The organism is Arthrobacter sp. RT-1 (assembly GCF_003367205.1).
Classification (GTDB): domain Bacteria; phylum Actinomycetota; class Actinomycetes; order Actinomycetales; family Micrococcaceae; genus Arthrobacter.
The window spans coordinates 16,567-41,456 of sequence record NZ_QRGQ01000038.1 but is presented as its reverse complement, the minus strand read 5'-3'; the positions used below and the strand labels follow the sequence as shown (position 1 = coordinate 41,456).

22 protein-coding genes are annotated in these 24,890 nt (G+C 67.6%); 10 read left to right on the top strand and 12 right to left on the bottom strand.

Features of this window, described 5'->3' with window-relative positions:
* Position 1 precedes the first annotated feature (1 nt).
* Entirely contained in the window at positions 2–535 is a 534-nt protein-coding gene (locus tag DXK94_RS18075) for a hypothetical protein (protein WP_147294402.1), read from the bottom strand.
* Positions 536–633: 98 nt separating this feature from the next.
* Between DXK94_RS18075 and DXK94_RS18070 the strand changes: the two genes are divergently transcribed.
* Complete coding sequence (locus DXK94_RS18070) at positions 634–3,348, top strand: PEP/pyruvate-binding domain-containing protein (protein WP_115525989.1); 2,715 nt, start codon at positions 634–636, stop codon at positions 3,346–3,348.
* Here the strand turns inward: DXK94_RS18070 and DXK94_RS18065 are convergent.
* The 4 genes from DXK94_RS18065 to DXK94_RS18050 all read right to left on the bottom strand — a co-directional run bounded on the left by DXK94_RS18065 (position 3,263) and on the right by DXK94_RS18050 (position 8,809).
* Complete coding sequence (locus tag DXK94_RS18065; RefSeq protein WP_115525988.1) at positions 3,263–4,249, bottom strand: NAD(P)-dependent oxidoreductase; 987 nt, start codon at positions 4,247–4,249, stop codon at positions 3,263–3,265. The genes DXK94_RS18070 and DXK94_RS18065 overlap by 86 nt on opposite strands.
* Positions 4,246–6,960: an alpha/beta fold hydrolase gene (locus DXK94_RS18060; protein WP_115525987.1), complete on the bottom strand. Its 2,715-nt coding sequence runs from the start codon at positions 6,958–6,960 to the stop codon at positions 4,246–4,248. Before DXK94_RS18060 ends, DXK94_RS18065 begins: the two co-directional genes overlap by 4 nt.
* Entirely contained in the window at positions 6,954–7,976 is a 1,023-nt protein-coding gene (locus DXK94_RS18055) for a 3-oxoacyl-ACP synthase III (protein WP_176156915.1), read from the bottom strand. The genes DXK94_RS18060 and DXK94_RS18055 overlap by 7 nt, the downstream gene beginning before the upstream one ends.
* 149 nt (positions 7,977–8,125) lie before the next feature.
* Positions 8,126–8,809: a DUF2993 domain-containing protein gene (locus DXK94_RS18050; RefSeq protein ID WP_258868606.1), complete on the bottom strand. Its 684-nt coding sequence runs from the start codon at positions 8,807–8,809 to the stop codon at positions 8,126–8,128.
* Positions 8,810–8,922: 113 nt separating this feature from the next.
* On the opposite strand from DXK94_RS18050, the gene DXK94_RS18045 reads away from it, so the two are divergent.
* The 3 genes from DXK94_RS18045 to DXK94_RS18035 all read left to right on the top strand — a co-directional run bounded on the left by DXK94_RS18045 (position 8,923) and on the right by DXK94_RS18035 (position 10,988).
* On the top strand, positions 8,923–9,927 hold the full coding sequence (locus DXK94_RS18045; RefSeq protein ID WP_115525985.1) for a bile acid:sodium symporter family protein: 1,005 nt from the start codon (positions 8,923–8,925) through the stop codon (positions 9,925–9,927).
* 132 nt (positions 9,928–10,059) lie between these two features.
* On the top strand, positions 10,060–10,608 hold the full coding sequence (locus tag DXK94_RS18040; RefSeq protein ID WP_258868604.1) for a hypothetical protein: 549 nt from the start codon (positions 10,060–10,062) through the stop codon (positions 10,606–10,608).
* A 113-nt stretch (positions 10,609–10,721) separates the two neighbouring features.
* Positions 10,722–10,988, top strand: a complete 267-nt coding sequence (locus DXK94_RS18035) for a hypothetical protein (protein WP_115525984.1) — start codon at positions 10,722–10,724, stop codon at positions 10,986–10,988.
* A gap of 45 nt (positions 10,989–11,033) precedes the next feature.
* Here DXK94_RS18035 and DXK94_RS18030 read toward each other — a convergent pair whose 3' ends face one another.
* The 3 genes from DXK94_RS18030 to DXK94_RS18020 all read right to left on the bottom strand — a co-directional run bounded on the left by DXK94_RS18030 (position 11,034) and on the right by DXK94_RS18020 (position 13,891).
* Positions 11,034–11,930, bottom strand: coding sequence for a diacylglycerol kinase family protein (locus DXK94_RS18030; RefSeq protein WP_115525983.1), 897 nt, complete (start codon positions 11,928–11,930; stop codon positions 11,034–11,036).
* 69 nt (positions 11,931–11,999) lie between these two features.
* Entirely contained in the window at positions 12,000–13,214 is a 1,215-nt protein-coding gene (locus DXK94_RS18025; protein WP_115525982.1) for a YncE family protein, read from the bottom strand.
* Positions 13,211–13,891, bottom strand: coding sequence for a hypothetical protein (locus DXK94_RS18020; protein ID WP_147294401.1), 681 nt, complete (start codon positions 13,889–13,891; stop codon positions 13,211–13,213). The genes DXK94_RS18025 and DXK94_RS18020 overlap by 4 nt, the downstream gene beginning before the upstream one ends.
* A 230-nt stretch (positions 13,892–14,121) precedes the next feature.
* On the opposite strand from DXK94_RS18020, the gene DXK94_RS18015 reads away from it, so the two are divergent.
* The 3 genes from DXK94_RS18015 to DXK94_RS18005 are packed head-to-tail and all read left to right on the top strand — an operon-like array spanning position 14,122 to position 16,682.
* Positions 14,122–15,114, top strand: coding sequence for an NADP-dependent oxidoreductase (locus tag DXK94_RS18015; RefSeq protein WP_115525980.1), 993 nt, complete (start codon positions 14,122–14,124; stop codon positions 15,112–15,114).
* Between the two features lie 49 nt (positions 15,115–15,163).
* Positions 15,164–16,024 carry an alpha/beta fold hydrolase gene (locus DXK94_RS18010; protein ID WP_115525979.1) on the top strand — a complete coding sequence of 287 codons (861 nt, stop codon included), beginning with the start codon at positions 15,164–15,166 and terminating at the stop codon, positions 16,022–16,024.
* 55 nt (positions 16,025–16,079) lie between these two features.
* Entirely contained in the window at positions 16,080–16,682 is a 603-nt protein-coding gene (locus tag DXK94_RS18005; RefSeq protein WP_115525978.1) for a TetR/AcrR family transcriptional regulator, read from the top strand.
* A gap of 107 nt (positions 16,683–16,789) precedes the next feature.
* On the opposite strand, the gene ppsA is transcribed toward DXK94_RS18005, so the two are convergent.
* Together ppsA and DXK94_RS17995 are read right to left on the bottom strand one after the other, a co-directional pair.
* Positions 16,790–19,219: a phosphoenolpyruvate synthase gene (gene ppsA / locus DXK94_RS18000; RefSeq protein ID WP_115525977.1), complete on the bottom strand. Its 2,430-nt coding sequence runs from the start codon at positions 19,217–19,219 to the stop codon at positions 16,790–16,792.
* 144 nt (positions 19,220–19,363) lie between these two features.
* On the bottom strand, positions 19,364–20,182 hold the full coding sequence (locus tag DXK94_RS17995; protein WP_115525976.1) for a pyruvate, water dikinase regulatory protein: 819 nt from the start codon (positions 20,180–20,182) through the stop codon (positions 19,364–19,366).
* A 74-nt stretch (positions 20,183–20,256) separates the two neighbouring features.
* Here DXK94_RS17995 and DXK94_RS17990 point away from each other — a divergent pair, with 74 nt between their 5' ends.
* Positions 20,257–21,558 carry a hemolysin family protein gene (locus DXK94_RS17990; protein WP_115525975.1) on the top strand — a complete coding sequence of 434 codons (1,302 nt, stop codon included), beginning with the start codon at positions 20,257–20,259 and terminating at the stop codon, positions 21,556–21,558.
* Between the two features lie 11 nt (positions 21,559–21,569).
* Here the strand turns inward: DXK94_RS17990 and DXK94_RS17985 are convergent, their stop codons facing one another.
* Together DXK94_RS17985 and DXK94_RS17980 are read right to left on the bottom strand one after the other, a co-directional pair.
* Positions 21,570–22,742 (bottom strand): serine hydrolase, encoded by a 1,173-nt coding sequence (locus tag DXK94_RS17985; protein WP_115525974.1) that lies wholly within the window; start codon positions 22,740–22,742, stop codon positions 21,570–21,572.
* Between the two features lie 94 nt (positions 22,743–22,836).
* Complete coding sequence (locus DXK94_RS17980; protein WP_115525973.1) at positions 22,837–23,496, bottom strand: TetR/AcrR family transcriptional regulator; 660 nt, start codon at positions 23,494–23,496, stop codon at positions 22,837–22,839.
* 50 nt (positions 23,497–23,546) lie between these two features.
* Here DXK94_RS17980 and DXK94_RS17975 point away from each other — a divergent pair, with 50 nt between their 5' ends.
* Positions 23,547–23,981 (top strand): nuclear transport factor 2 family protein, encoded by a 435-nt coding sequence (locus tag DXK94_RS17975; RefSeq protein ID WP_115525972.1) that lies wholly within the window; start codon positions 23,547–23,549, stop codon positions 23,979–23,981.
* 11 nt (positions 23,982–23,992) lie between these two features.
* Positions 23,993–24,874 (top strand): SDR family oxidoreductase, encoded by an 882-nt coding sequence (locus DXK94_RS17970; protein WP_115525971.1) that lies wholly within the window; start codon positions 23,993–23,995, stop codon positions 24,872–24,874.
* Positions 24,875–24,890 lie beyond the last annotated feature (16 nt).

The following is a 24,890-nucleotide window of genomic DNA, read 5'->3' as shown; positions in this document are numbered from 1 at the left end:
TCTATCCAGCACCCGTGGGCACGAGCCGGTAGGCGAAGCGGCCGTCCACGCCATCGTCCGGGCTCATCGTGAAATCCGCTCCCTGCATCGGCAGCAGCAGGGGTGTCTTCACCGCCTGTCCGTCGCACGCGACCCGCACGGGGGCAAGGACTTCAGCCCCCGCCGACGTGGACACGGACAGCTCAGCAAAGGTTGGCCCTATGCAGACAAAGTGCAGTTCGTACTCGCCCGGTTCGGCCATAAGCGTTCCCGTGGTGGTCGTGTTGCCGCCGCTGGTCCCGCGTAGCTCGCCCGGGATGCGTGGCTGCAACTGCTTAGCTGACCACTCCGAAAAGTCCTCCAGCTCCGAAGCCCTGGGGTCCGGGTTGGTCTGCACCTCGAAGGACCGCGGCTGCGGTGTTGCCGCCGGCGGGGACGCCGGGGCCGGCCGATCCTCCGGCCCAGCGTACTCACAGCCGGGAAGGGCAACGGCCATAACGGCCACACCGAACAAAAGTACCCCGCGCCGTGCCGGCGCTCCCCCATGAGCTGACATGGGTCCGAGTCTATGGCCTGCCGCCTCCGGCAGTGCCAGTATGTGGAGGATCAGGTTCACTCCGAGCGCCCCCTCCGGGCAGCAAGGACGCGCGACTCATGACGTATGTAACCGGCCTGGCCGATGTGGGACCGGACGACGTCGCCGTATCCGGTGGCAAGGCCGTCGGGTTGGGCGGCCTCATCCAGGCCGGACTGCCGGTCCCGCCGGGGTTCGTCCTGACCACCGCCGCCTACGCGGATTTTGTCACTGAAAATCACCTTGCGACGGCGGTCCACGACGTGGCTGCACTGCCACGGCAGGCGTCGCCGCAGGACTACGAGGACGCCTCGGAGCAGATCCGCACCCTGTTCAGGAGCGGCTCCATGCCGGCCGGCATCGCAACAGAATTAACCGCAGCCTACGGGCTTCTCGGCAGTGAAGACGCAGCAGTGGCGGTGCGTTCCTCGGCTACCGCCGAGGACCTCGCCTCGGCCAGCTTCGCCGGTCAGCAGGAAACCTACCTGAACGTCCGCGGCGCGGAGGCCCTGGCGGAAGCCGTGATCCGCTGCTGGGCCTCCCTCTGGACGGCGCGCGCCATGGCCTACCGCGCCCGCGAAGGCGTGGGACCGGACGAGGTGCGCCTCGCCGTCGTGATCCAGCTGATGGTGGAGGCCGAGGCCGCCGGGGTCATGTTCACCGCCAACCCCGCCAACGGGCGGCGGGACCAGACGGTGATCAGTGCCGCGTGGGGCCTGGGCGAATCGGTGGTCAGCGGGACGGTCACCACCGATGACGTGGTGGTCGACGCCGGGACCGGCACCGTGGTCTCGCGGCAGACGGCGGACAAGGACGTCATGACCGTCTACGCGGAGAACGGGACCCGGGAGCAGCCGGTGGCGGCAGACCGCCGCCGTGAGCCCGTCCTTGATGACAGCGCGGCGGCCGAGCTGGCCGGGTACGGACAGCGGATCACGGAGCATTTCGGGACGCCGCAGGACGTCGAGTGGGCGCGCACCGCAGACGGTTTTTTCATCCTGCAGTCCCGCCCCATCACGGCGCTGCCGGACCCGGCGGCCGACACCCCGGACACCTGGCCCCTCCCCTATCCCAAGGGGCTCTACTTCCGCGCGAGCATCGTGGAACAGCTGCCCGATCCGCTCTCACCGCTGTTCGCCGACATGGTTGACGGGTCCGTGGCGCGGTCGCTGCAGGCACTGCTGGCTGAGGCCCTGGGCAAGAACGTGATCCGCGACGGCGACGTCGGGCTGCCCACCATCAACGGCTACGCCTACTACTATTACCGCACCTCGGGCATGTGGCGGATGATGGGTAAGGCGCCGGCCGCCGTCGGGGCGCTGGCCCGCGGCAAGGCGCACATGGGAGTGGCCGGCTGGCGCGGGTTCTCCCACCCCCGGTACGAACGGGTGATCAAGGACTGGTCCGCGAAGCCTCCGGCGCAGCTCACCGGCGGGGAACTGCTGGCGGGCGTGCAGGCGCTGCTGGATGCCGGCACCGTGTACTACACGGCCGTGCAGTCCATCATTCCGCTCGCCGCCACCAGCGAGCTCTCCTTCCGGGCGTTCTACGACAAGTTCGTCCGCCGCGACGGCGATCCCGCGGCCCAGACGTTCCTGCTCGGCTACGACAGCGAACCCATCCGCGCGGAGAAGTCGCTGTACGACCTCGCCGGCTGGGCCCGCAGCGATCCCGGGCTGACGGCTGCTTTGCTGGAACGTCCGACGGCGGTACTCGCCGAGTGCCAACGCACCGGTTCCGCGCCCGAAGGTGTGGACGGAGTCCTGTGGCAGGAATGGCGTATCGCCTTCCAGGAACATCTGGCCCTCTACGGCCACGCCGTCTACAACCTGGATTTCGCCAGCCCCGTGGCGGCCGACGATCCGTCCGCCCTGCTGGAAACAGTGAAGTTCTACCTGCGCGGGCAGGGCACCGACCCGCATGAGCGGCAGCGGCTCTCGACCGAACGCCGGGAGGAGCTCACCCGCCAGATGGCCGAGCGCCTGGGACCGCGCCGGCGGACCGCGTTCCTCCGGCTGCTCCGCTGGGCCCAGGAGACGGCGCCGATCCGCGAAGACGCGCTGGCCGACGTCGGGCTTGCCTGGCCGCTGCTGCGGCGGATGCTGCTGGAACTCGGGACCCGGCTGGTGGGTTCCGGCGTCATCGCGTCGGCGGACGACGTGTTCTGGCTGCGCTTCCAGGAGCTGCGGAGCGCCGTCGAATTCGGCCTCGCCGAAGCCGCAACCGGGGCCGGCGTGGCCATTTCCGGAGCCGTCCGGCCCGTCCGCGCCGCCGCCGTCGAGGAACGCAGGATGCTCTGGCGCGGTCAGGCGAAGGCCGCCGCCCCGCAGATGCTGCCCGAGAGCCGGTGGATGGAACGGGCCTTCGCGTCCATGATGCCGGCCGGCTCGCAGCACCAGCACGGCGACGTCATCAAGGGCGCCGGGGCCAGCGCGGGCCGGGTCACCGCGCCCGCCCGTGTCCTGGCCGGTCCCCAGGACTTCGGCCAGATGGAGCCCGGGGACGTCCTGGTGGCCCGCATCACCACTCCCGCATGGACGTCACTCTTCGCGATGGCCTCCGCCGTGGTGACCGACGTGGGCGGACCACTGAGCCACAGCTCCATCGTGGCCCGCGAGTACGGCATCCCCGCCGTCCTCGGCACCGGAGTTGCCACCCAGCGGCTTGCCACCGGCCAGCAGATCACGGTGGATGGCGACGCCGGGACGGTCACCCCCGAGCGGCCGGCCGGGAACGGTAGTGCTCCGCCAGCCTCGCCAGTCCCTCATCGATGGAGACTTTGGGGGTCCAGCTAAGAAGCTCCCGGCTCTCGCGCTGGTCGAACCAGTGGGCTGTGGAGAGCTGCTCGGCGAGGAACCTGGTCATCGGCGGCTCCTCTTGCCGTCCGGCCCAGGTCCACAGCTTCTCCACCACCGCTCCCGCCGCCCGTGCCACAACACCGGGCACGGACCACGACGGCGCGGGGACGCCTCCCGCGGCGCAAATGCCCGCCAGCAGCTCACCTACCGGGCGGGGCTCCCCGTTGCTCACTACCAGGGCCCGGCCGTGAACGTGGTCCATCCGGTGCAGCGCGGCGACGATGGCCGCAGCGGCGTTGTCCACGTACGTGGTGTCGATCAGGGCTGCGCCGGCATCGAGCAGCGGCAGGCGTTGACGGCTGGCGCGGGCCAGGACCCGTTCCACCAGCTGGGTGTCACCCGGGCCCCAGACGATGTGGGGCCGCACTGCAGCGACCCGGAAATCAGGTGCGTCCGCTGCCAGCGCCAGCAGCTCCGCCTCAGCCTTGGTGCGGGAGTAGTCCCCGTGGGCGTGCTCCGGGTCGGCCGGCTCCGCGCCCAGCCCCGCGATGGCGGCGCCGGAGTTGGCGACGGACGGGGAGGACACGAACACCACGTCCCGTACCTTGGCTGCCCGGGCGGCTTCGAGCAGGCGGCGGGTCCCTTCGACGTTGACCTCGTCGAACTCCGCGGCGCGGCCCGTGAAGGACACCTTCGCGGCGAGATGGATGACCCCTTCGGCGCCCTGGACTGCTTCCCGGAGCGCATCATCATCCGTGACGGACCCGCGAAAGTCCGTGACGCCGTCCACCCCTGACGGACGGCGCTGGAAGGTAACGACGTCATGGCCCTGGCGCACCAGCAGCCGGGCAACTTCTCCCCCGAGCAGCCCGCTTGCGCCCGTGACGAGGACCCTCACGGCTTTCCCGGACGGCCGCCGGCCAACACCCTCGACGCCCAGCGGGACAGCCGGGTCCTGTCGATCTTGGCGTTGTGCCGGATGTCGGTGGGCTGCGCGGGGACTGCGAGCACGGCCGAGACCTCGACGCCGGACTCAAGGGCTGCCCTCCGCACATCCCCGGCCAGCTGCGTCCCCGCAGGGCCGGCTTTCCGCGCGGGCGGGACGGTCTCGACGACGGCGACCACGGCCTGGGTGCCAGCCGGTCCCACCCCGGCGATCGCCGCCAGCCGGACGCCGTCGAGCCGTTCGATGGCCTGTTCCGCGCCCACCGGCGTCACCACTCCACCCGGCGAAGTGACTACATGGGCGAGGCGTCCCTCCACCCAGAGCCGGCCGGCGGCGTCGAAGTGCCCCACGTCGCCGGTGCGGTGCCATCCGGGCAGGCTGTTGCTCTCCTGCTGGGTCAGCCAGAGCCTGTCGTACGCTTCCTTCACGTGCGGGGCGCTGACCAGGATCTCGCCGGTGACCCCGGGCTCCGTCACGGGTTGGGACCCGGATGCGGTGCCGTCCGCTGCCAGCGGGACGACGGCCACCCGGGCGCCGTGCACCGGCCACCCCACGCACACGCCGTTGCCTGCTCCCGCTACGGCGCTGGCAGAAGTCGCAGTGCCGGCGGCAGCATCGGCGTCGGCAGCCTGGATCTGTTCCAGGCTGATGTCCGTGACCGGCAGCGCCTCGGTCATCCCGTACGGGGTATGCAGCGAGGCCGCCGGCAGCAGCCGCTGCACCTCGGCCAGGAGCGGTTCCGGGACGGGCGCGCCGGCGGACAGGAGCAACCCGATACCTTCCAGCGCTTTATGCCCGGCCTCGTTCAAACCATCCTGGGTGGCAAGGACATTCCGCAAAGCCGCCGGCGAGGCGAAGACCACCGTGGCGTCGATGGCCGCGGCGGCGTCGGCGAGCGCGCTGGCCGTCAGGGTGCGGGGTGCGGTGACGTCCATGGCCGGCGTCACCGACACCGCTCCCAGCGCCGGTCCCAGCAGGGCGAACGGGGCGAAGCCTGCCACCAGCCGGGCATCGGAGCGGATGCCGAACGTTTCGGCCACCGTGTCCCGCATCGCAGCCAGCTTCCGGTGCGTGTAGAGCACGCCTTTGGCGGGGCCGGTGGAGCCGGACGTGAAGAGGACGGCGGCCGGGGCATCCGGATCCACGCTGTCCGCCAACTGCCCAGGGCTGCGGCCGGCACCGGAGCGTGCCAAGGCCTCAAGGGAGTTTTCCGCCCCCAGCATCCGACAGCGGGCGGCCGGGAGGTCCCGCACGCTGATCCGCCGTCCCGGCCAGCCGAGCACCGAGGCCGCTGCCAGCGCCTTGTCGATCCCAATGAGGAAGTCCGGGGTGGCACCTTTCACGGCGCGGCTGAGGCCCTTGGTTCCCAGTCCGGCGTCGGCCACCACCACCACGGCGCCCAGACGCAGGCACGCGTACAGGGCTACGGTCAGGTCCACGCCGGGCGGAACCATCAGGCTGACCCGGCTGCCGCTTCCCACTCCGGCGTCCCGCAGCCCCGCGGCGAGGTCCAGGATGTTCCGGTCCAGCTGCCGCCAGCTGAGCGAGCGGGCCACCCTGCCGTCCGGCGCCATTTCCGCGACGGCGGTATCGCCTCCGGCCGGGCCCGCCGCCTGCTCGCCGAGCAGGTCCCACAGGGGCCGGAATTCCGACGGCGCCGGCTCGGCTGTGTCCTTCGGCCCCTGGCTCCCGGCCGTAATGGCTTCGGTTTCAAGGGATCCACTGCCGTCTGCACTGATGTTTTCGCCGAGCCACTGGAAGATCGGCGCGGCAATATTCCGGTCTTCCGCCACAAGGTGGCCGGCGCCTTCGAAGCGGTGCACGTCCGCGTGGGGAAGCCGGGTGATGAGGTCCTTGAGGTACCGGTCCGAAAAAATGGGATCTTTGGGGCCCCAGAGCATGAGCGCCGGGACTTTCAACCCGTGCAGCCCTTCCGCCACACCGCTGAGCGCCGGGAAGCTGGGGTGGGAGGCGTCCACGGGAATGTCCGCCACAAAGTTTCCCACTCCGGCCCGCCTGTCGGCTCGGCGGTAGGGGGCCATATAGGCCTGGCGCACGTCGGCGCGCAGCGGCGGGTGTGCCAGCGAGTGGGTCACCCGCAGGAAGGCGTCCGACGTCGTTGTTCCCCACTGGTGCACCGCGGGGTGCAGGGCAAGCCGCAGAGCCGGCGGGATGTCCGACCCGGATGGTTGGTGGACGGCCGTGTTGGTCAGCACCACCCCGGCGAGGTGCTGCGGGTGGGCCAGGGCCCAGCCCAGGCTGATCACGCCGCCCCAGTCGTGGCCCACCGTCACCACGGGCCCGTCCAGGCCGAGCGCGTCCGTCAGGTCACCGAGGTCGTTGATCCGGTCTGCCAGCCGGCGGAAGGTGCCGGTGCGCTCCGAGTAGCCCATGTCCAGTTGGTCCACTGCCACAACGCGCCACGGGTGGGCCGGATCTGATCCGGCTTCCGCCAGCGTCCGCCACAGATACGACCAGGTGGGGTTGCCGTGCACGCACAGCAGAGTGCCGGCGGGGGCCAGGCCGAGCCGGGCGAGCTGTGCGCCGTTGTCCAGCAGGTGCCAGCGGCGAACCGTCCCCGGTTCATCGGCACCGGACGTGGACACGACATCGACGTCGCGCGACCACTCCGGGTCAACGCCAGGCCAGTCTGCGGCTACCAAACGATTTCCATCATGGCGGTGTTCAACCCGGACCCCACGCCCATGCAGAGCACCCGGTCCCCCGCTTCCAGGGATTGTGCCTCGGCGGCGAGGGTCATGGGGAGCGACGCCGGGCCCACGTTGCCCCAGTGCGGGAACGTGATGGGCACCTTGGCGGGATCCAGGTCGATGGCGTCGATGATGGCCTGCGTGTAGGCGTTGCTCACCTGGTGCGTGACGTAACGGTCCATGTCTGCCCAGTCCCACTCCGGACGAGCCTCGTGCCAGGCGTCGACCACAAGCTGCAGGCCGCCGTCGAGCAGGCCTTTGGTGTCGGTGGCCATGCCGTCAATGCCGCCCACGCACAACTCATGGTGTTCGGTGCCGGCACGCATCACGCCGCCGACGATCCGGTGCGCACCCGGGTGTTGGTCCGCCGGGCCCAGGACGGCGGCGGCAGCTCCGGAGCCCAGGGTCAGCGTGGCGAACTCGCGGTTGAAGTCCTCGCGCGTGGTCTCGGGCCGCTGGAGACGGGCCAGCGTGGCCTCCTGCGTGGCCTCGGCATCCTCGGCGTTGACGATCATGGCGTACTTGATCTGGCCGGAGTCGATCATGTTGGCCGCCAACGTCAGGCCGTTCACGAAGCCCAGGCAGGCGTTGGCAAGGTCGAAGTTCATGGCCGACGACGGCAGGCCCAGCCCGTGGTGGATCTTCACCGCAACGGACGGCTCAAGGTTCCGCCGCGTGACCGAGGTGTTGATCAGCAGGCCGACGTCGGACGGTTCCACGCCGGCCTCGGCCAGGGCCTTCGCGCCCGCTTCCGTGGCAGCATCATCGAACGACGTCCCGGCCGCCCACCAGCGCCGGTGCGTGACACCGGCAACCCGCTCAAGAAGCCGGGGCGGGAACTTGAGCCGGTGCAGGGTGGACGCCAACCTGCGGTCGAAATCCGTGGAACTCACAATCCGTGGAGCTTCGACACTGCTCACCGAAAGCAACGCGGTGTTGCTGTGCCGGAAGGTTGCATTTCCTGCCAATTCAAGCCCCTGTTCGTTTCCGTCCTGCAGCCATGCGCTGACAGTACGTTAGCCGACTGACCAGAAACGCGATGGTAAGCATGCTTAGGATATGTTACAGGCGCATCGGCGGGCCGCCAACCAAAAGTGGACAAGCTGCGCGGGCGAATTCATGGGACAAGCCTGACGTTCCCGCCCCGGAGGCTGGTACGGAAGCCGTCATCCTGGACGGTGACGTCCTCAAGCACGAGGCCTTCGGGCAGACCCTCGATGCTGTGCTCGATGGTGACGAATGTGCGCACCACGGCCGCGGTGGCCCCGGAGAGGAAGTCCGGCCCGCCAACGTCGATCGAGCTGGGCTCGACAACCAGTTTGCCGCCCTCTACCTCCACCGTTCCGGTGGCGGTGACGCGCAGTTCGCGGCCCAGGGCCTCAACGGTGCGGACCACCGTGGCCTGGCCACCGTCGGCGGGACGGACCACGGACCCGCCGCCAAGCTCGTCTGCGACAACCTCGAACGGGACCGTCGCATCCACGGCCAGGCGTGCAGCCACCAGCCCGTCCGGCCCTGTGACTACGTCCTGCCCCACGGCTCGGACGTCACGGAGCATCGAGCCCGCAGCCACCACTGTCCCGGCGTCCAGTTCCAGGTCGGCAAGCCACACCTCATCCCCGCCCAGGTCCGCGGGAGGCTCTGCGCCTGGCCGGGGCCCGGCCCCCTCCGTTGGCAGCGGTACGGGGCGCGCTTCTCCCCCGCCGGCCGGGCTGCTCGTTACCCACCACATGATCATCACCGCGACCGCCAGGAGGAAGACCATCCCACCGGCACCGATCAGCCAATCCTTCGCACGCATCCACTCCACTAGGACAGTATGGGTGGCCAGGCTGCGTCCGGCCGGCGCTTCGCACGTGTCATCATCACGGGCTGATTCCGGAACCGGACTCCCGCTGTGATAATCCGGTAGGTATGTCTTCCTTATCCCAATCGTCCACGACGGCATCAGCCGCCGAGGAACGCAGCGCCCGCATCGCCGTCACCCTCTTTCCCTTGCTCATCCTGGCCGGAGGCGGCGTTGCGCTTGCCGCCCCCTCAGCCTTCACGGGGCTTGCTCCCTGGATCAACCCCCTGCTCGGAGTCATCATGTTCGGCATGGGGCTGACGCTGACGCCGCCCGACTTCGCAGTCATCGCCAAACGCCCGGTCCCGGTGGTGATCGGAGTCGTGGCGCAGTACGCCATCATGCCGTTCCTGGGCTGGCTGGTCGCGGCGGCGCTGGGGCTGCCGCCGGCACTGACCGCGGGCGTCATCCTGGTGGGCTGCTGCCCCGGTGGAACGGCTTCAAATGTTGTGTCCTACCTGGCCAAGGGTGACGTCGCCCTGTCCGTGGCGATGACCACCGTGTCAACGCTGCTCGCTCCCCTGCTGACCCCGGTGCTGGCCTTGTGGCTGGCCGGCCAGTACATGCCGGTGGACGCCGGTTCCATGGCATGGTCCATCGTCCAGGTTGTGCTGTTCCCCGTGCTGCTGGGACTGGTGATCCGGCTCTTCCTGCCGCGCCTCGTCAACAAGGCGCTGCCGGCCCTTCCCTGGATTTCGGTGCTTGCCATCACGTTAGTGGTGGTTGCCGTTGTTTCCGGAAGCGCCAAAGCCATTTTCGCCGCCGGACTGCTGGTTCTTGTGGCCGTTATTCTGCATAACGGCCTGGGGTACGCCCTCGGCTACGCTGCTGCCCGCCTGTGCAAGCTGCCGATTCCTTCCAGGCGCACCACTGCCATCGAAGTCGGCATGCAAAACTCAGGCCTGGCAGCGGGGCTGGCACGGCAGTACCTGACTCCCGAAGCGGCCCTCCCCGGCGCCATTTTCTCTGTCTGGCACAACGTGTCCGGAGCGGTCCTGGCGGCTTACTGGCGCCGCCGCAGCGCTCCTGTCCTGCGCGACGGTCAGCCGGTTCCGGCGGCTGTTGTGGAGTAAGCGCTTTTCCTGCCCGGCCAACACGCCGGCACCCAGCCAAGCGCCGCCGTCGTAATTTACGACGGCGGCGCTTGGCTATGTGGAGAGTCCGGGCGCAGTGACCCCGCGGCGGGAAAGGCGCATAGTTGGACCATGACAATCCCTTACACCCGGGGTGACTCCTTCAGTGGCGGAGATTCCCGGGAACATATCAAACGGGCGCTGGTGGGCTACGGGGCCACCGACGTGCTTTTCAGCCAACGCGGGCACCGGAGCGCCATCGCCTTCAGGGGTGGCGGGAGGCAATTCCGCATCGTCCTTGCTCTGTCGCAATCCGACGAGATTTCCCTCGGCCGGGGGGACACAGCGGAGGGCCCTGTCCGCGAAGCGAAGGCAAAATTGTTCGAACGGGCCAACCGCAGGTCCTGGCATGCCCTTGCCCTGGCAATAGATGCCAAACTCGCGGCGGTGGCGGCTGGCATTTCCACCCTGGAATCGGAATTCCTGGCACATGTGGTTCTCCCGGGGAACCGCACTGTGTTCGACGAACTCGAACCCGTCATCGACTCCGCCTACCGGTCCGGCCGGCGTCCCCTGTTCGGTGATTCGGCCGCGTCCACACCCGCAGCAGCGCCGGAGATCCCGGCAGATGTCCCGGTCCTGCACCCGGTACCGGGGCCGGCAGCCCTCGGGTGGGCATAGCTGCCTGGATTGGATCGGGCTTCTCCGCCCTTTAGCGCGCCAATAGGGCGTAGACTCCGGGTACGTCGGACGCCATGTAAGCCCGTGCACCAATGCCCTGAAAGGCACCCTCAATGACCGAGAGCAGCATCCGCGACCAGTGGCACCGGCTTCCTTCCACCGTTACCCAGTGGCTGATTGATAACCCCGGCTGCGTGATCCTTCCCCGGACCTTGTCCGCGGAAATCATTGCGGCAACGGGCCAGCCCCTCCACCAGGACCTCCACGGCGAAACCGCGCTCGGGCAGCAGGATGTGGATTTCATCCGGATGAAGTCGCGCGAGGCCGAAACCGGGCACCCGAACACCGATTACACGTTCTTCGACTCCGTGCAGCCCTAGCCGTCCCCGGACGCGGCATCAGGACCACAGCCCCGCGGAGATCGGTCAGATTGTGGCGAGGGCTCCCTGGGCGCTTTCCACCAGGACGTGGGTGCCGGCCTGGACATGGACCACTTCGCCGTCGATCTGGCAAGGAACAGCGTTCCGCGTTGTAAAGGCATAACTGCTTACGCTGGGTTGATGCCCCAGTCCCAGCGTGACGGCCCGAAGGGTCATCAGCGCCATCTTCCAGCGCCCGGCGTGGGGCAAGGTCACCACCTCGAACCGGCCGTCGTCCGGGTGGTGGGACTCGCTGACCGTTCCATACTTGGCCATCCGCGAAATGTTGGCCAGGATCAGGCTGTCGAAGCGCGCGGTGGCCCCGTCGTCCCGCACGAGCTCGAACGGCCTCAGGCCGGAGAGCGTCCGGGCAACCGAGATGAGTTCGAGGATTTTCCCCTTGCCGCCCTTCTCGATGCCGATGGCCATCAACGGCGTGAGCCCGAACCCTATGTAGGAGTGGGCGTAGTGAACCTGCTCCCGAGAGGGACCGCGGAAGCTTATGCGCAGCAGGTCGATACGGCGGACCCGGTTCCCGTGGAGGTCCTCCATCAGTGACTTTTCCGGCATGCTCCGGTGATGATCATTTGCGTTGCCGGCAGGTAGGACGGTGCACACCGCCCTGCTGCCGGGGACCTCCAGGACGCCGTTGACAACCTCGTTGTACCCGCCGTCGCCGCTGACCGAAACGATGAGCGGGGCTCCTTCCGCGGCCGCAGAGCGCGCCAGGTCACGGGCATGACCCGCAAAATCTGTTGGCATCAGCTCAACGTGAAGACCCGGCAGCTCAGCGGCGATATCCTGCTGCAGGGCATCGATCCGGCTGGCCATTCCGGCCCTGGACGGATTGAAAATCAGGACTACCCTGTCGAACGGGCCGGCAGGTGCGGGGTCATCAGCCATGGCGCCCATCCTCCCACGGTAGCCGGGGCCGTGTAGAACAGGCCCCCCGGCCGCGCGCTATTCGAAGCCCTACTCCGCAGTCCAAACTGCCGCCGGTTCCACTCCGCGGACCTTCCTTTGCCTGCGCAGCACAACGACGAGGGTAGCCGCACCGGCCAGCAGCAAGGCACCCGTCCCTGCCGCGATGACCGGAAGTCCTGCACCGAAAGCGCTACCGCCATCCGCGGCACCCGCCCGCGAGCCGTCGTCGTCCGCTGCCTCCAGCGGCTCCGACGACGGGACGGGGGCCGGAGCGGGCCCAGCCGATCCGGCGCTGATCACTGTGAGGTTCTTATCGCCCCTGTTGACCACCGCCACCGAGCCGTCCGCGGTGACTGCGAGGCGGCCCGGGTCTTCCCCGGTGGCAATGGCGTCACTCGCATGGTCAGCCCCGGAAGGGATGACCGAAACGGTGTTGTCCCCCGCGTTCGTCACGTAAACCGTTCCGTCCGGGGCCACCACCACCTCCTGCGGTTCGCGCCCCACCCGGATCCGCCGCGCAACGGTTGTGCCGCCGGGCTCGATGACGGCGACGTCGTTGGACAGGACGTTTGCCACGTAGACCGTCCCGTCAGGCGCCGCCGCAATCCCATGCGGACTCGACGTCCGGCCCACATCAACGGTGTGCGAAGGGCCGGTGGCGCCGGCCGGGATCACCGTAACTGCTCCCGCATACTGGTTGGCAGCATAGGTTGTGCCGTCCACGGCCACGGTGACCTCCACCGGAGAGGGCCCGGCCTCGATCACACGCGCAATGCGCGCGCTGCCCGGCAGGACCACCGAAACGGTCCCCTCCGACGGGCTTGTTACATACAGCGACCCGTCCGGCGCCGCCGCCAGCCAATGTGATCCCTGCGCCAGCGGGATGGTGGCCGATACTTCACTGGCTCCGGGTGCCACGATCCCCAGTTCAGTTTCCATGGACTCCGTAATCTGGAGCACGTACAGCGTCCCGTCCGAGGTCATGGCCAGGGACGTCGGCCAGCAGCCCACCTTGATCTGCCGGGAGGCCTTGGCCTCCCCCGGCCGGTAAACGCTGACGCCGCCCGCCCAGTTGTAGTCGCTGACGTACAGCTCACCGTCCGGCCCGGCGGCCACGCCTAGCGGCTGGCCCGACACGTCAATTTCCGTGGAGCTATCAGCGGACGAGTTACCGGCAGACGCAGGAACGGCTACGACGGCGGGCGCGGCCAGGAGGGCAGCGGCAACAAGGAGCGGCGCCAGTGCGCGCCGAGTGTTCTTCACTTGGCTCCCATGAGCCGGGCCAGCACAGTGCGGACGGGAACCGCGAACCACACCAAAGCAACCGTAAGCAGCACGCCAGCGGTGGTGATGACCAACGGCGGATTGACTGGTTGGGTGCTGGCTGCCTGGCCGCTCGTCACACTGGCTGCCACTGGTGCCGATGACGACGGAGAGGCAGCCGCCGTGGGACTTGCGGATGGGGTATGGATGGCATCAGTGCCTGCTTCCGCAGGAGCCGTTTGCACAGCGATCACTTCAGGCACGGCTTGCGCCGGCGCTTCAACAATGGCCTCGGTTCCCTCCGCGGCCGGAACGTATCCCGGCTGCGGAGGGACGTAGACCGGCACAGGCACCTGATTGCTGAGGGCCGGCGGCGGGACGGGCACCGGATTGACCGGTGCCGGAACGGGCTGAACCGGTGCCGGTTGGGCGGGAACGGGCTGAATCCAAGGCTGCTCTACGGAGGCGGCAGGCGGAGTCGGGATGTAAGTGGGCTCCTCCACCGGTACCGGCTCGGGTTCTGCCGGGACCTGGCGGTCGTTGGGGTCGTAGCAGTAACGGATGCCGTCGGACATCCAGCAGACGAATTCAGCGTGGGCCGGGGCTGGTGCCAACAGCATTGCTGCTCCCGCGGCCATGGCAATAAAAGCGGCGCGTCCCAACGGCGTGATTCTCACGATAGTTTCCCCCAAAACTGTGGCCGGCCTGCGGCGTTCTTTCGATCCTACCCGTCACGGGCATGCTGCCCTGCCTGGACCACGGGCCGTCAGGCGGTTCTCCAGGCCGCGTGCCGCCGTCGTACTTCCCCGCCTGAGTACCTGCGGCGACCCCTTGACTTTTTTCTGAGCGAGGTCATAATTGAGTGTAATCAGTTATTCTCTTCAACCCATTCCAGAAGGAACACCACATGCGAGCGTTCGTCGTCACCCAGTACAAGGAGCCGCTGCGGGAAGCGGACGTGCCCGAGCCCACGGTCGGCGAGCGCGACGTGCTGGTCCAGGTCCACGCAGCCGGCCTTAACCAGCTGGACGAGAAGATCCGGCTGGGTGAGTTCAAGCAGATCCTCCCCTACAAGCTCCAGCTGGTCCTCGGCAACGATGTGGCGGGCACGGTCCTGCGCGTCGGAGCAAAGGTAAGCCAGTTCAAGCCGTGTGACGAGGTCTACGCCCGCCCGGCCAAGGACCGCATCGGTACCTTCGCTGAACGGATCGCCGTCGCGGAGGAAGACTTGGCACTGAAACCCGCGTCGGCCAGCATGGCGGAAGCCGGATCGCTGCCGCTGGTGGCACTGACGGCATGGCAGGCCCTCGTGGAGCAGGGCAACGTGAAGCCCGGACAGAAGGTCCTGATCCATGCCGGAGCCGGCGGGGTGGGCTCCATCGCGATCCAGCTCGCCAAGCACCTGGGCGCTGGCGTGGCCACCACTGCGAGCGCGGCAAACGCCGACTTCGTCCGCAGCCTGGGCGCGGACACGGTGATCGATTACCGCGCGCAGGACTTCGAGCAGCTCCTCACCGGCTACGACCTGGTACTGGACAGCTTAGGCGGGGAGAATCTCGAAAAGTCGCTGCGCATCCTAAAGCCCGGCGGAAAGGCGATCGGAATCTCCGGCCCGCCGGACCCGGCGTTCGCCCGCGAGGCAGGCCTCAACCCCGTGCTGCGCCTGGCGATCGCCGGACTCAGCAGCAAGATCCGGCGGCAGGCGAAGAAGCTCGGCGTCAGGTACGAGTTCCTGTTCATGCGCGCCAGCGGCGAGCAGCTGCGCCGGATCACCGAACTGGTGGATAACGGCGTGCTGCGCCCGGTGGTGGGCAAGGTCTTCGACTTCGACGACACCCCGGAGGCACTGCAGTCCCTCGCCGACGGCGGGATCCGCGGCAAGGCCGTGGTCACGCTGTGAACCGCCTGCATCCCCTTCAGCCAACAGACCATCCAGGAGAACACCCGTCATGAGCAATCCCGGGAACGACTCCGTCATCACCTCATATGCCGATGCGCCAACCAAGACCGTCACCGCCGGTGGCACCACCTACGCCTACCGCGAGCTGGGACCCAAGGGCGGCATCCCGGTCGTGTTCTTTGTGCACCTCGCCGCCACCCTGGACAACTGGGATCCGCGCATCATCGACCCCGTCGCCCGGAACCGCCACGTCATCACCTTCGACCAGCCCGGCGTGGGCGCCTCCACAGGACAGGTTCCCGGCAGCATCGAGGAAATGGCCGACGACGCATACACCTTCATCCGTGCCCTCGGCTTCGACACGGTCGACGTCTTCTCCTTCTCGCTGGGAGGCATGATCGCCCAGGACCTGGCCCTGAAGCACCCCGGGCTTGTCCGCAGGCTCGTGCTGACCGGCACCGGCCCGCGGGGCGGCAAGGACATGGACAAGGTGGTGGGCATTACGTACTTCGACATCCTCCGTGCGGCACTGACCCGGTCCGATCCAAAGGAGTTCCTGTTCTTCAACCGCAACGCCACCGGCAAGCACGCCGCAAAGGCGTTCATCAGGCGCCTCCAGGAGCGCACCATGGACCGGGACAAGCCGATCAGCACCGCCGCGTTCCAGACGCAGCTGAAGGCGATCCAGAAGTTCGGCCGCTCGGCCCCGGCAGACCTGTCCAAGCTCACGCAGCCCACGCTCATCGCCAACGGCGACAACGACCGGATGGTGCCCTCCATCCTGTCCGAGGAGCTGCACCGCCGCATCAAGGGATCCGAGCTGGTCATCTACCCGGACTCCGGCCACGGCGGCATCTTCCAGCACCACGCCGCCTTCGCCCCCGCCGCCGTCGACTTCCTCGCCGGCTGACGCGCCGGACCTATACTCCTTACTGAGCCCAGTCAGTTACACCGAGAGGAACGCCATGCCCGTCGCTTCCCAGCCGCTTGGACGCCGCGAGCGGAACAAGCAGCAGAAGCTCGAGCGCATCATTGCCGCCGCCAGCGAGCTGTTTGCCGAGAACGGGGTGGAGGATGTCACCACGCAGCAGATCGCCCAGAAGGCGGACATCGGCACCGGAACCCTGTTCCTCTACGCCAAGACCAAGGGCGAGCTCCTCCTGCTCGTGCAGAATGCGAACTACGCCGAAGCACTGGAGCGGGGCCGGGCCGATGCCGAAACCATCCCCGATGCACTGGATGCGGTGCTGGCCATCGTGCGGCCCATCGTGGAATGCAACCGCAGCCAGGTGGACAACGGCCGCACCTACCTGCGGGAGATGGTCTTCGGCGATCCCACGGAACCGCACCACAGTGAAGCCCTGACCATCGTCGCGCAGACCGAGGAAGCCATCGCGGCTGTCCTGGGCCGGGATGGGCTGATGGCAACCGATGCGGCAGCAACCGTGGCACGCATCGTGTCGGCGATCATGTTTATCAGCATGGCAGCCAGCGTGAACGCCGGCGCGGGGATCGAGGCGATTGTGCAGGACATCAGGACCCAGATCAGCCTGCTGTTGCCCCGCTGACTGCTGCGGGAACGCACCAAAGCCGCGTGCCGCCGTCGTACATTACGACGGCGGCGCGCGGCTTGGTGCGTTGGGCGGCAGGCTGAGGCGCTGGCCTCCCGCTGGAGTCAGCGGACCCCGGCGGCCGCCAGGTCAGTGGTGTCCGGGGCGGCAGAAGCGCCCGCCGCGACGTCCGCCAGCCGGAGCCAGGTGTCCACCACGGTGTCCGGGTTCAGCGAGACGGACTCGATGCCCTCCTGGACCAGCCACTCGGCGAGGTCCGGGTGGTCGCTGGGGCCCTGACCGCAGATGCCCACGTACTTGCCGCGCTCCCGGCAGGCCCTGATGGCCATCCGGAGGAGCTTCTTGACGGCAGGATCGCGTTCATCGAAGCCGCCGGACACGATGGCGGAGTCCCGGTCCAGTCCGAGGGCCAGCTGCGTCATGTCGTTGGAGCCGATGGAGAAGCCGTCAAAGAACTCGAGGAACTCGTCGGCGAGCAGCGCGTTGGAGGGCAGCTCGCACATCATGATCACCTCCAGGCCGTTCTCGCCGCGGCGCAGCCCGTTCTCGGCCAGCAGCTCGATGACGCCGCGGGCCTCCTCCAGGGTGCGCACGAACGGGATCATCAGCTTGACGTTGGTCAGGCCCATCTCGTTGCGGACGAAGGACAGGGCCTCGCACTCGAGGTCGAAGCAGTCCCGGAAGGACGGCTCCAGGTAGCGTGAGGCGCCGCGGAAACCGAGCATCGGGTTCTCTTCGTGCGGCTCGTATGCCGGTCCGCCCAGGAGGTTGGCGTACTCGTTGGACTTGAAGTCGGACATGCGCACAATCACCGGCTCGGGCGCGAACGCCGCGGCGATGGTGGACACCCCTTCGGCCAGGCGCTTGACGTAGTACTCCCGCGGGCTGCTGTACGCGGCGATCCGCTCCCGGATCTCCGCGGCCACCTCCGCCGGCTGGCTGTCCAGGTTCAGCAGGGCCTTGGGGTGGATGCCGATCTGGCGGTTGATGATGAACTCGAGCCGGGCCAGGCCCACGCCATGGTTGGGCAGCTGGGCGAAGGTGAACGCCTGCTCGGGGGTGCCCACGTTCATCATGACCTTCACCGGGGCCTCGGGCATCTTGGTGATCCCGGTTTCCTCCACGGTGAAGTCCAGCAGGCCTGCGTAGATGACGCCGGTCTCGCCGTCGGCGCAGGAGACGGTGACCTCCTGCCCGTCGGAGAGGGAGTCGGTGGCGTGGCCGGTTCCGACGACGGCGGGGATCCCCAGTTCACGGGCGATGATGGCCGCGTGGCAGGTCCGTCCGCCGCGGTTGGTGACGATCGCGGAGGCGCGCTTCATGATCGGTTCCCAGTCCGGATCGGTCATGTCGGCCACCAGCACGTCGCCGGTCTGGAACGCGGCCATCTGGTCGATGGCGGTGAGGATGCGGACGCTGCCGGCACCGATCCGCTGGCCGATCGCGCGGCCCTCGGCCAGCACGGGGCCGGTTTCGTTGAGGCGGAAGCGGCTCTGGCTGCCGGGGGCGCGGCGGGACTGCACGGTTTCCGGGCGCGCCTGCAGGATGTACAGGCCGCCGTCGATCCCGTCCTTGCCCCATTCAATGTCCATGGGACGGCCGTAGTGCTTTTCGATGGCCACGGCGTGCCGTGCGAGCTGCTCGACGTCCTCGTCGCTGAGGCTGAAGCGGTTCCGCAGGGACGCCTCTACCGGCACGAAGTCGATGGTGCGGCCGATTTCCTGGCTTGCCGTGTAGGTCATCTGCAGGGCCTTCTCGCCCAGTCCGCGCTTGAGGATGGCGGGCCGGCCGGCCTGCAGCGCCGGCTTGTAGACGTAGAACTCGTCCGGGTTCACGGCGCCCTGGACCACGGCCTCGCCGAGGCCGTAGGAGGACGTGACGAACACGGCGTCCTGGAAGCCGGACTCGGTGTCCATGGTGAACATGACGCCGGAGGCCCCGACGTCGGAGCGCACCATCCGCTGGATGCCTGCCGAAAGTGCGACGTCGGCGTGCTCGAACTTGTGGTGCACGCGGTAGGCGATGGCGCGGTCGTTGTAGAGCGACGCAAAGACGTCCTTGATGGCGGCGAGGATGTTCTCGATGCCGCGGACGTTCAGGAAGGTTTCCTGCTGGCCGGCGAAGGACGCGTCGGGGAGGTCTTCCGCCGTCGCGCTTGACCGCACAGCCCAGGAAAGATCATCGGAGCCGCCGTGCTTTTCCACCAGCTCCCGGTAGGCGCTGCGCAGCTGCTGTTCGAAGTCCGGCAGGAACGGCGTCTCGCGCACCAGGGACCGGATCTCCTGCCCGGCCGCGGCCAGCGCCGTCACGTCGTCGGTGTCCAGGCCCACCAGCCGGTCGGCGATCTGCTGGTCCAGGCCGGAATCCGCCAGGAAACGGCGGTAGGCATCGGCAGTGGTGGCGAAACCGTCCGGGACCTGCACGCCGGCGGAGGTCAGGTTCTGCACCATCTCCCCCAGGGAGGCGTTCTTGCCGCCCACCCGGTCCAGGTCTTTGAGCCCAAGTTCCGAGAACCACAGGATGTCCGTTGTCATTATTTACTGCTCCTTCGCAGAGTGTGGCGTGCAGGGGCGTGCCCGGGGCGGTAACCGGCTTGGGCACAAATCTCCTCCACAGTGGCAGGCCTTGGAGAGGTGCGCCACATGATGTACGCCACACTCTGCTTGTGAAAACCTTCCCTAATGCTTCAGGTTCATCTTCTGCAGGATGGTGGCCGCCATTTCCTCGACCGAAACGCTGGCCGAGTTGAGGTACGGAATCCCGTGGAATTCGTACAAACGCTCCGCGCTGCGCAGCTCAAAACCGCACTGCCGCAGCGAGGCGTAGGGCGAGCCGCGGCGCCGTTCGGTACGGACCTGGCTGAGGCGCAGGGCGTTGGTGGTCAGGCCGAAACATTTCGACACGAAGGGCTTCAGGGACCCGGGGAGCCCTTCCCGTTCAAAGTCCTCATCCACCAGCGGAAAGTTCGCCGCGAAGATTCCGTGCTGGAGAGCCAGGTACATGGTGGTGGGCGTCTTGCCGCAGCGCGACGGGGCCACCAGGATCACCTGGGCCTTCTCCAGCGCGCGCAGGCTCTGGCCGTCGTCGTGCTCCATGGCATATTCGACGGCGGCCATCCGGGACTGGTACCGCGCTGCGTTCCCCAGGCCGTGCGCCCGCCCGGGTTCACCGCTGGCATGGCTGCCCAGGGCGTGCTCCAGCTGCCCCACATGCGTCCCGATCAGGTCCACCACGATGCCCTTGCACCCGGACAGGGTCTGGCGGATGTCGCTGCTGACCGCCGTCGAGAAGACGATGGGGGCGGGCCCGGCCTCGGCGATGCCGTCGATGGTCCTGACCACGGACCGGGCCTGGGCCACGGTGGTGATGAAGGGGATGGTGATCCGGTCGAAGTTGTTCCCGGGGAATTGGGTCAGCAGCGTGTTGCCGAGCGTTTCCGCCGTGATGCCGGTGCTGTCCGAGAGGAAATAGACAGGCCGGAGATCGTCATTAACCATGGCACGACCTTATCGGGCGTACTGCGCATCCCCGTCCCCGTTCACCGGCCACCGCAGTTCGGTAGTGTCAGTCCATGGACAGCGACACCGTGGTCAACTTCCTGTTGGTGCTCTTCTTTGTGCTGCTGGGCGGGGTCTTCGCCGGCACGGAGATGGCGCTGGTTTCCCTCCGGGAGAGCCAGGTCCGCCGGATGGAAAAGGCCGGCAAACGCGGCGCCCAGATTGCAGCGCTCGCCGGCAATCCCAACCGCTTCCTCTCCACCATCCAGATCGGTGTGACGCTCTCCGGGTTCTTCTCCGCCGCATATGGGGCCTCCACCATCGCCCCCGACGTCGAACCCCTCCTGGAAGGCCTTGGCCTTGGCGCCGCGGCCCAATCCGTGGCCTTCATCGGCATGACGCTGCTGGTGGCCTACCTCTCCCTGGTGCTGGGCGAACTGGTACCCAAGCGCCTGGCCATGCAGAGCGCCGTCGGCTTCGCGAGGGTCCTGGCCCCGCCCCTGCTGTTCCTCTCGGAACTGATGCGCCCCGCCGTCTGGCTGCTGTCCGTCTCCACCGACGCCGTGGTCCGGCTGTTCGGCGGCGACCCGAAGGCCAAGCAGGAAAGCGTCACGGCGGAGGAACTGCATGACATGGTCTCGGGGAGCGAGGCGCTGGAAGAAAGCCACCGGAACATCCTCACGGACGTCTTCGGGGCCGCGGACCGCACCCTGCAGGAGGTGATGCGCCCCCGCCCCGACGTCGCCTTCATCAGCGGCGGCCTCACCGTCGGCGAGGCCCGCAGCATCGTCCAGAACGGCCCCTACTCCCGCTTCCCCGTGACCGGCGGCAGCCCGGATGACGTCCTGGGCTTCATCCATATCCGCGACCTCATGCCCGGCGACGCCGCGTCGGACCAACGGCCGGTGCGGGACATCGTCCGCGAAATCCTCGCGCTGCCCGGAACGAACAAGGTGCTGCCTTCGCTGTCCCGGCTGCGCCGGCTGGGCCAGCAGATTGCCCTGGTGGTGGACGAATACGGCGGGACGGACGGCATCGTCACCCTGGAGGACCTCGTGGAGGAACTGGTGGGCGAAATTTACGACGAGTTCGACGCCGGCGCCGACCCCGAGGACCGCGTCACCGTCGCCCACGGTGAGGTGGACGTCGACGGCGGGCTCATCCTCCAGGAGTTCACGTCAGCGTCCGGGCTGGCTTTGCCCGAAGGGCATTACGAGACGGTGGCAGGGTTTGTCATCGACCGGCTGGGCCGGCTGCCCCGGGTTGGGGACCGGGTTGAAATAGATGGGCATGCGCTGACGGTCACCGCGATGGACCGGCTGCGCATCGCCCGGATCCGCGTGACAGGTGTGCAGGCCGAGCCCGAGGAACCCTGAAAAGTCTGTCCTCAACACGCCTGGTTGAGTGCCGCCACCGCCGCTTCCTCCATCTCGTACGAGTCCCATTCGCCGAGACCAAACGGATCGGACTTCGGGGCGCGGGCCACGGCCATGGCAATCTGCCGCGAGCCGTCGGCGCTGGTCAGCGCCAGCGCCGCGTAGCCCCGCACCACTCCCACGTGCCCGTAATAGTCGTTGTTGGAGCAGGAATCGTAATGCCGCACCACACCGAGGCCATAGGTCTGGAACTTGGGGTGGTGCATCTCCGCCACGCTTTGGGCGGTCAGCAACGCCCCTTTCTGCAGGGCAGCGAAGTAGGTGTTGAGTTCAGGAACGGTGGAGATCACTCCGCTATCGGGTGCACCACTGTGGATCGGGGCCAGGGCGTTGTCCTCCAGTTCGCCGCTTGCCGTCTTGGTGTAGCCACGGATCATCTGCCGCGGCCCCGGCTCGTCACCGGCCAGCAGGGTGTCCTGCAGCCCGAGCGGTTCCACGTTGTCGGCGCGGATTACCGTGGAAAGGCTCTGTCCCCGCAGCTTCTCGAGGAGCAGGGCCAGCACCGCATAGTTGGTGGCGGAGAAACTGAACAGGCTGCCTGAGCCGCCGGTCCACGGCATGGCGGCGGCGTAGGAAATCCGCTCCTCGTGGGTGGAGCGCCTATTCCCTACCTCCACCAGGCTCACCCGGTAGTCCGGCATCCCGGAGCGGTGGCTGAGCAGGCTGCCGATGGTGATGGGACCGGGCGGCTTGATGATGCTTTCGAAGTCCGGGAGGTGCTGCTGGACGGGGTCATCCAGCTGGATTTTCCCTTCCTCCACGAGCTTCATGACGGACACCGCCACCATGGTCATGGTGATGTCCCCGGCATGCGTCTGGTCCGTCAGCTGCACGGGTTCGTTGGTGTCGAGGCTCCGGACGCCCTCTGCCGAGGACCAGCCGCCCACGCGGGACTTCACCTCAATCACGACGGCGGTGGCTCCCCCGGCGCGCATATCCTCGCTGTACTTCTCCAGGGCCGCGGCGTACGCCGGAACAGGCGGGGCGGTGGCGGTGACGGCCGCCGTCGGACTTTGCGCGTCCGGTGGCTCCGGCGCACCGATGCAGCCTGCGACGGCGGGAATCACCAGGGCGGCAACGGCCGCGGCAACGCCGCGCAACAGGGTGGAACGGCCTGCCTGCATCTCATCCCCTTAGGAGACGCCGGCCGCAGCTGGACTCCGGGGAGACCGCCAGTTGCACCGGCAACCTTGATGTTCCTCAGCGCCGAAGGAGGTGTCAAGGCTTCTCAGGCAGGAGGGAAACAACCATAAATTGGGTGACGTATTGAGCGAACCGCTGAAGCGACCAGCCCCGCTTCGTCACGAGCAGTTCATAGAGCTCAGCTGAGCTGCATACCCACAGTATGTCCGTGGCTTCCCCCACGGAGACGCCTTCGCGGAGGTAACCACGGTCCTTCAGGTACCGGGCGTGGTGCCGCATTCGCTTGAGGCGCTCATTGTCAATGTCCTCAAGCAGGCTTGCCATCTCCTGGTCGTGGACGGCCGCCGAACGCATCAGCAGCCGGATAGGTGTGACCAGGGAGGCTACTTCGGCAGTAAGGAGCCCCCACTCCCGCATGATGGTCCGGGGATCGGTTTCGTGTTCCCGCATGTCATCGGAGCGCTCGTAGGCAGGGACGGGGCCCGCTCCGGCCAAGCCTCGCTCGTACAGTGCACGGACCAGCCCGGCCTTTCCGCCGAAGGCCTTGTAGATCGTCTCGACCGAAACTCCGGCCTCCTCGGCGATGGCCGCAACCGTGGCGCCCGCGTACCCGCGCTCACCAAGCTGCCGCTCCGCGGCCTCCAGGATGGCAACCCTGTTCCGCCGGGCCTGCTCCAGGCGGCCGCTGGAGTTGTAGCGGCGCTTGCTCTTGACGTGTCCCAATATTCGTTCCATGCTTGAGTATCAGATACATATGACTGTATCAAATCAATCGAGGAGTCGGAATGACTAGCTCGGCGGATGCCACAGGGAAAGTACTTGAGCAGCTGCTCCAGTCAGTGAACGGCCACGAGCTGGACAAGCTCGTTTCATGTTTCGCCGACGACTATGTCAATGAGACCCCCGCCCACCCCCACAGGGGTTTCCGCGGGCGGGAGCAAGTGCGCCGCAATTGGACGGATATCTTTGCCCGAGTCCCCGACGTCCATGCAGAGGTCCGTAGGAGCGCGCTTCAGGACGATGCGCTGTGGACCGAATGGGAGATGTCCGGAACACGGATCGATGGAGCTGCGTTCCTGATGCGCGGAGTGGTCATCTTCGCCGTCACTGGAGGCAGCATCTCCTCAGCCCGGTTCTACCTGGAACCGGTGGAGGAAATCAGCGGCGACGTCAATGCAGCAGTCAGCCGCGTGGTCGGCAATGCTGCCGAATCCAGATAGAAGGAAACATCATGATTCTTGTTGTTGGGGCTACCGGCCAGTTGGGTGGCCTCATTGCCCAGGCTTTGATCGACAAGGGTTTCCAGGTGCGCATCCTGGTGCGCGAAGGTTCGGCGTACGACGCGCTGGTGCAGGCAGGTGCCGAAGCTCCGATCGGAGACCTCAAGGACCCTGCCTCTCTCGCGGCAGCATGTGCCGGCGTGGACACGATCGTGACCACCGCAAACTCCTCGGCGCGTGGCGGTGAGGACACCGTGGATTCAGTGGACCGGCGCGGCAACCGCAACCTGATTGAGGCAGCAGTCACTGCGGGCGTCCACCGTTTCGTTTTCGTTTCAAACCTCGGCGCCAGCCCCGAGAGCCCCAACCCGTTCATGGCTGCCAAGGGCGAGACCGAGCGGCTGCTCCGCAACAGCGGCATGTCCTGGACAATCCTTCAGCCCAACCTGTTCATGGACAAGTTGCCAGCCATCGTGGTTGGCTTTCCGGCTGTGGCTGGCCAGCCTGTCACTCTCGTGGGAGAGGGGCGGAGGGTGCATTCGCTTGTGGCCATGCAGGACGTGGCTCGGTATGTGCTTGCGGTGCTAGAGCATCCAGAGAGGGATGGGCAACTGCTGGTCATCGGCGGTCCAACGGCCGTCTCCTGGCGCGATGCCGTGGCCGAATTCGAGCTCGAACTGGGGCGCGAGGTTCCGGTACGGACCGTACCCCCGGGACAACCGATTCCCGGCATGCCGGACATGCTTAGCGGTTTCCTTGCTCTGCTGGAGACTTACGACTCAAGGCTGGACATGGAGGAGCTGTCCGCGCGTTACGACGTCCCGCCCACCACGCTCCGGACCTGGGTGCATGACTTCGTGCTAAAAAGCGTGGCCGAGCGCCCGCGGGTTTAACCTCCGCTCCAACTTT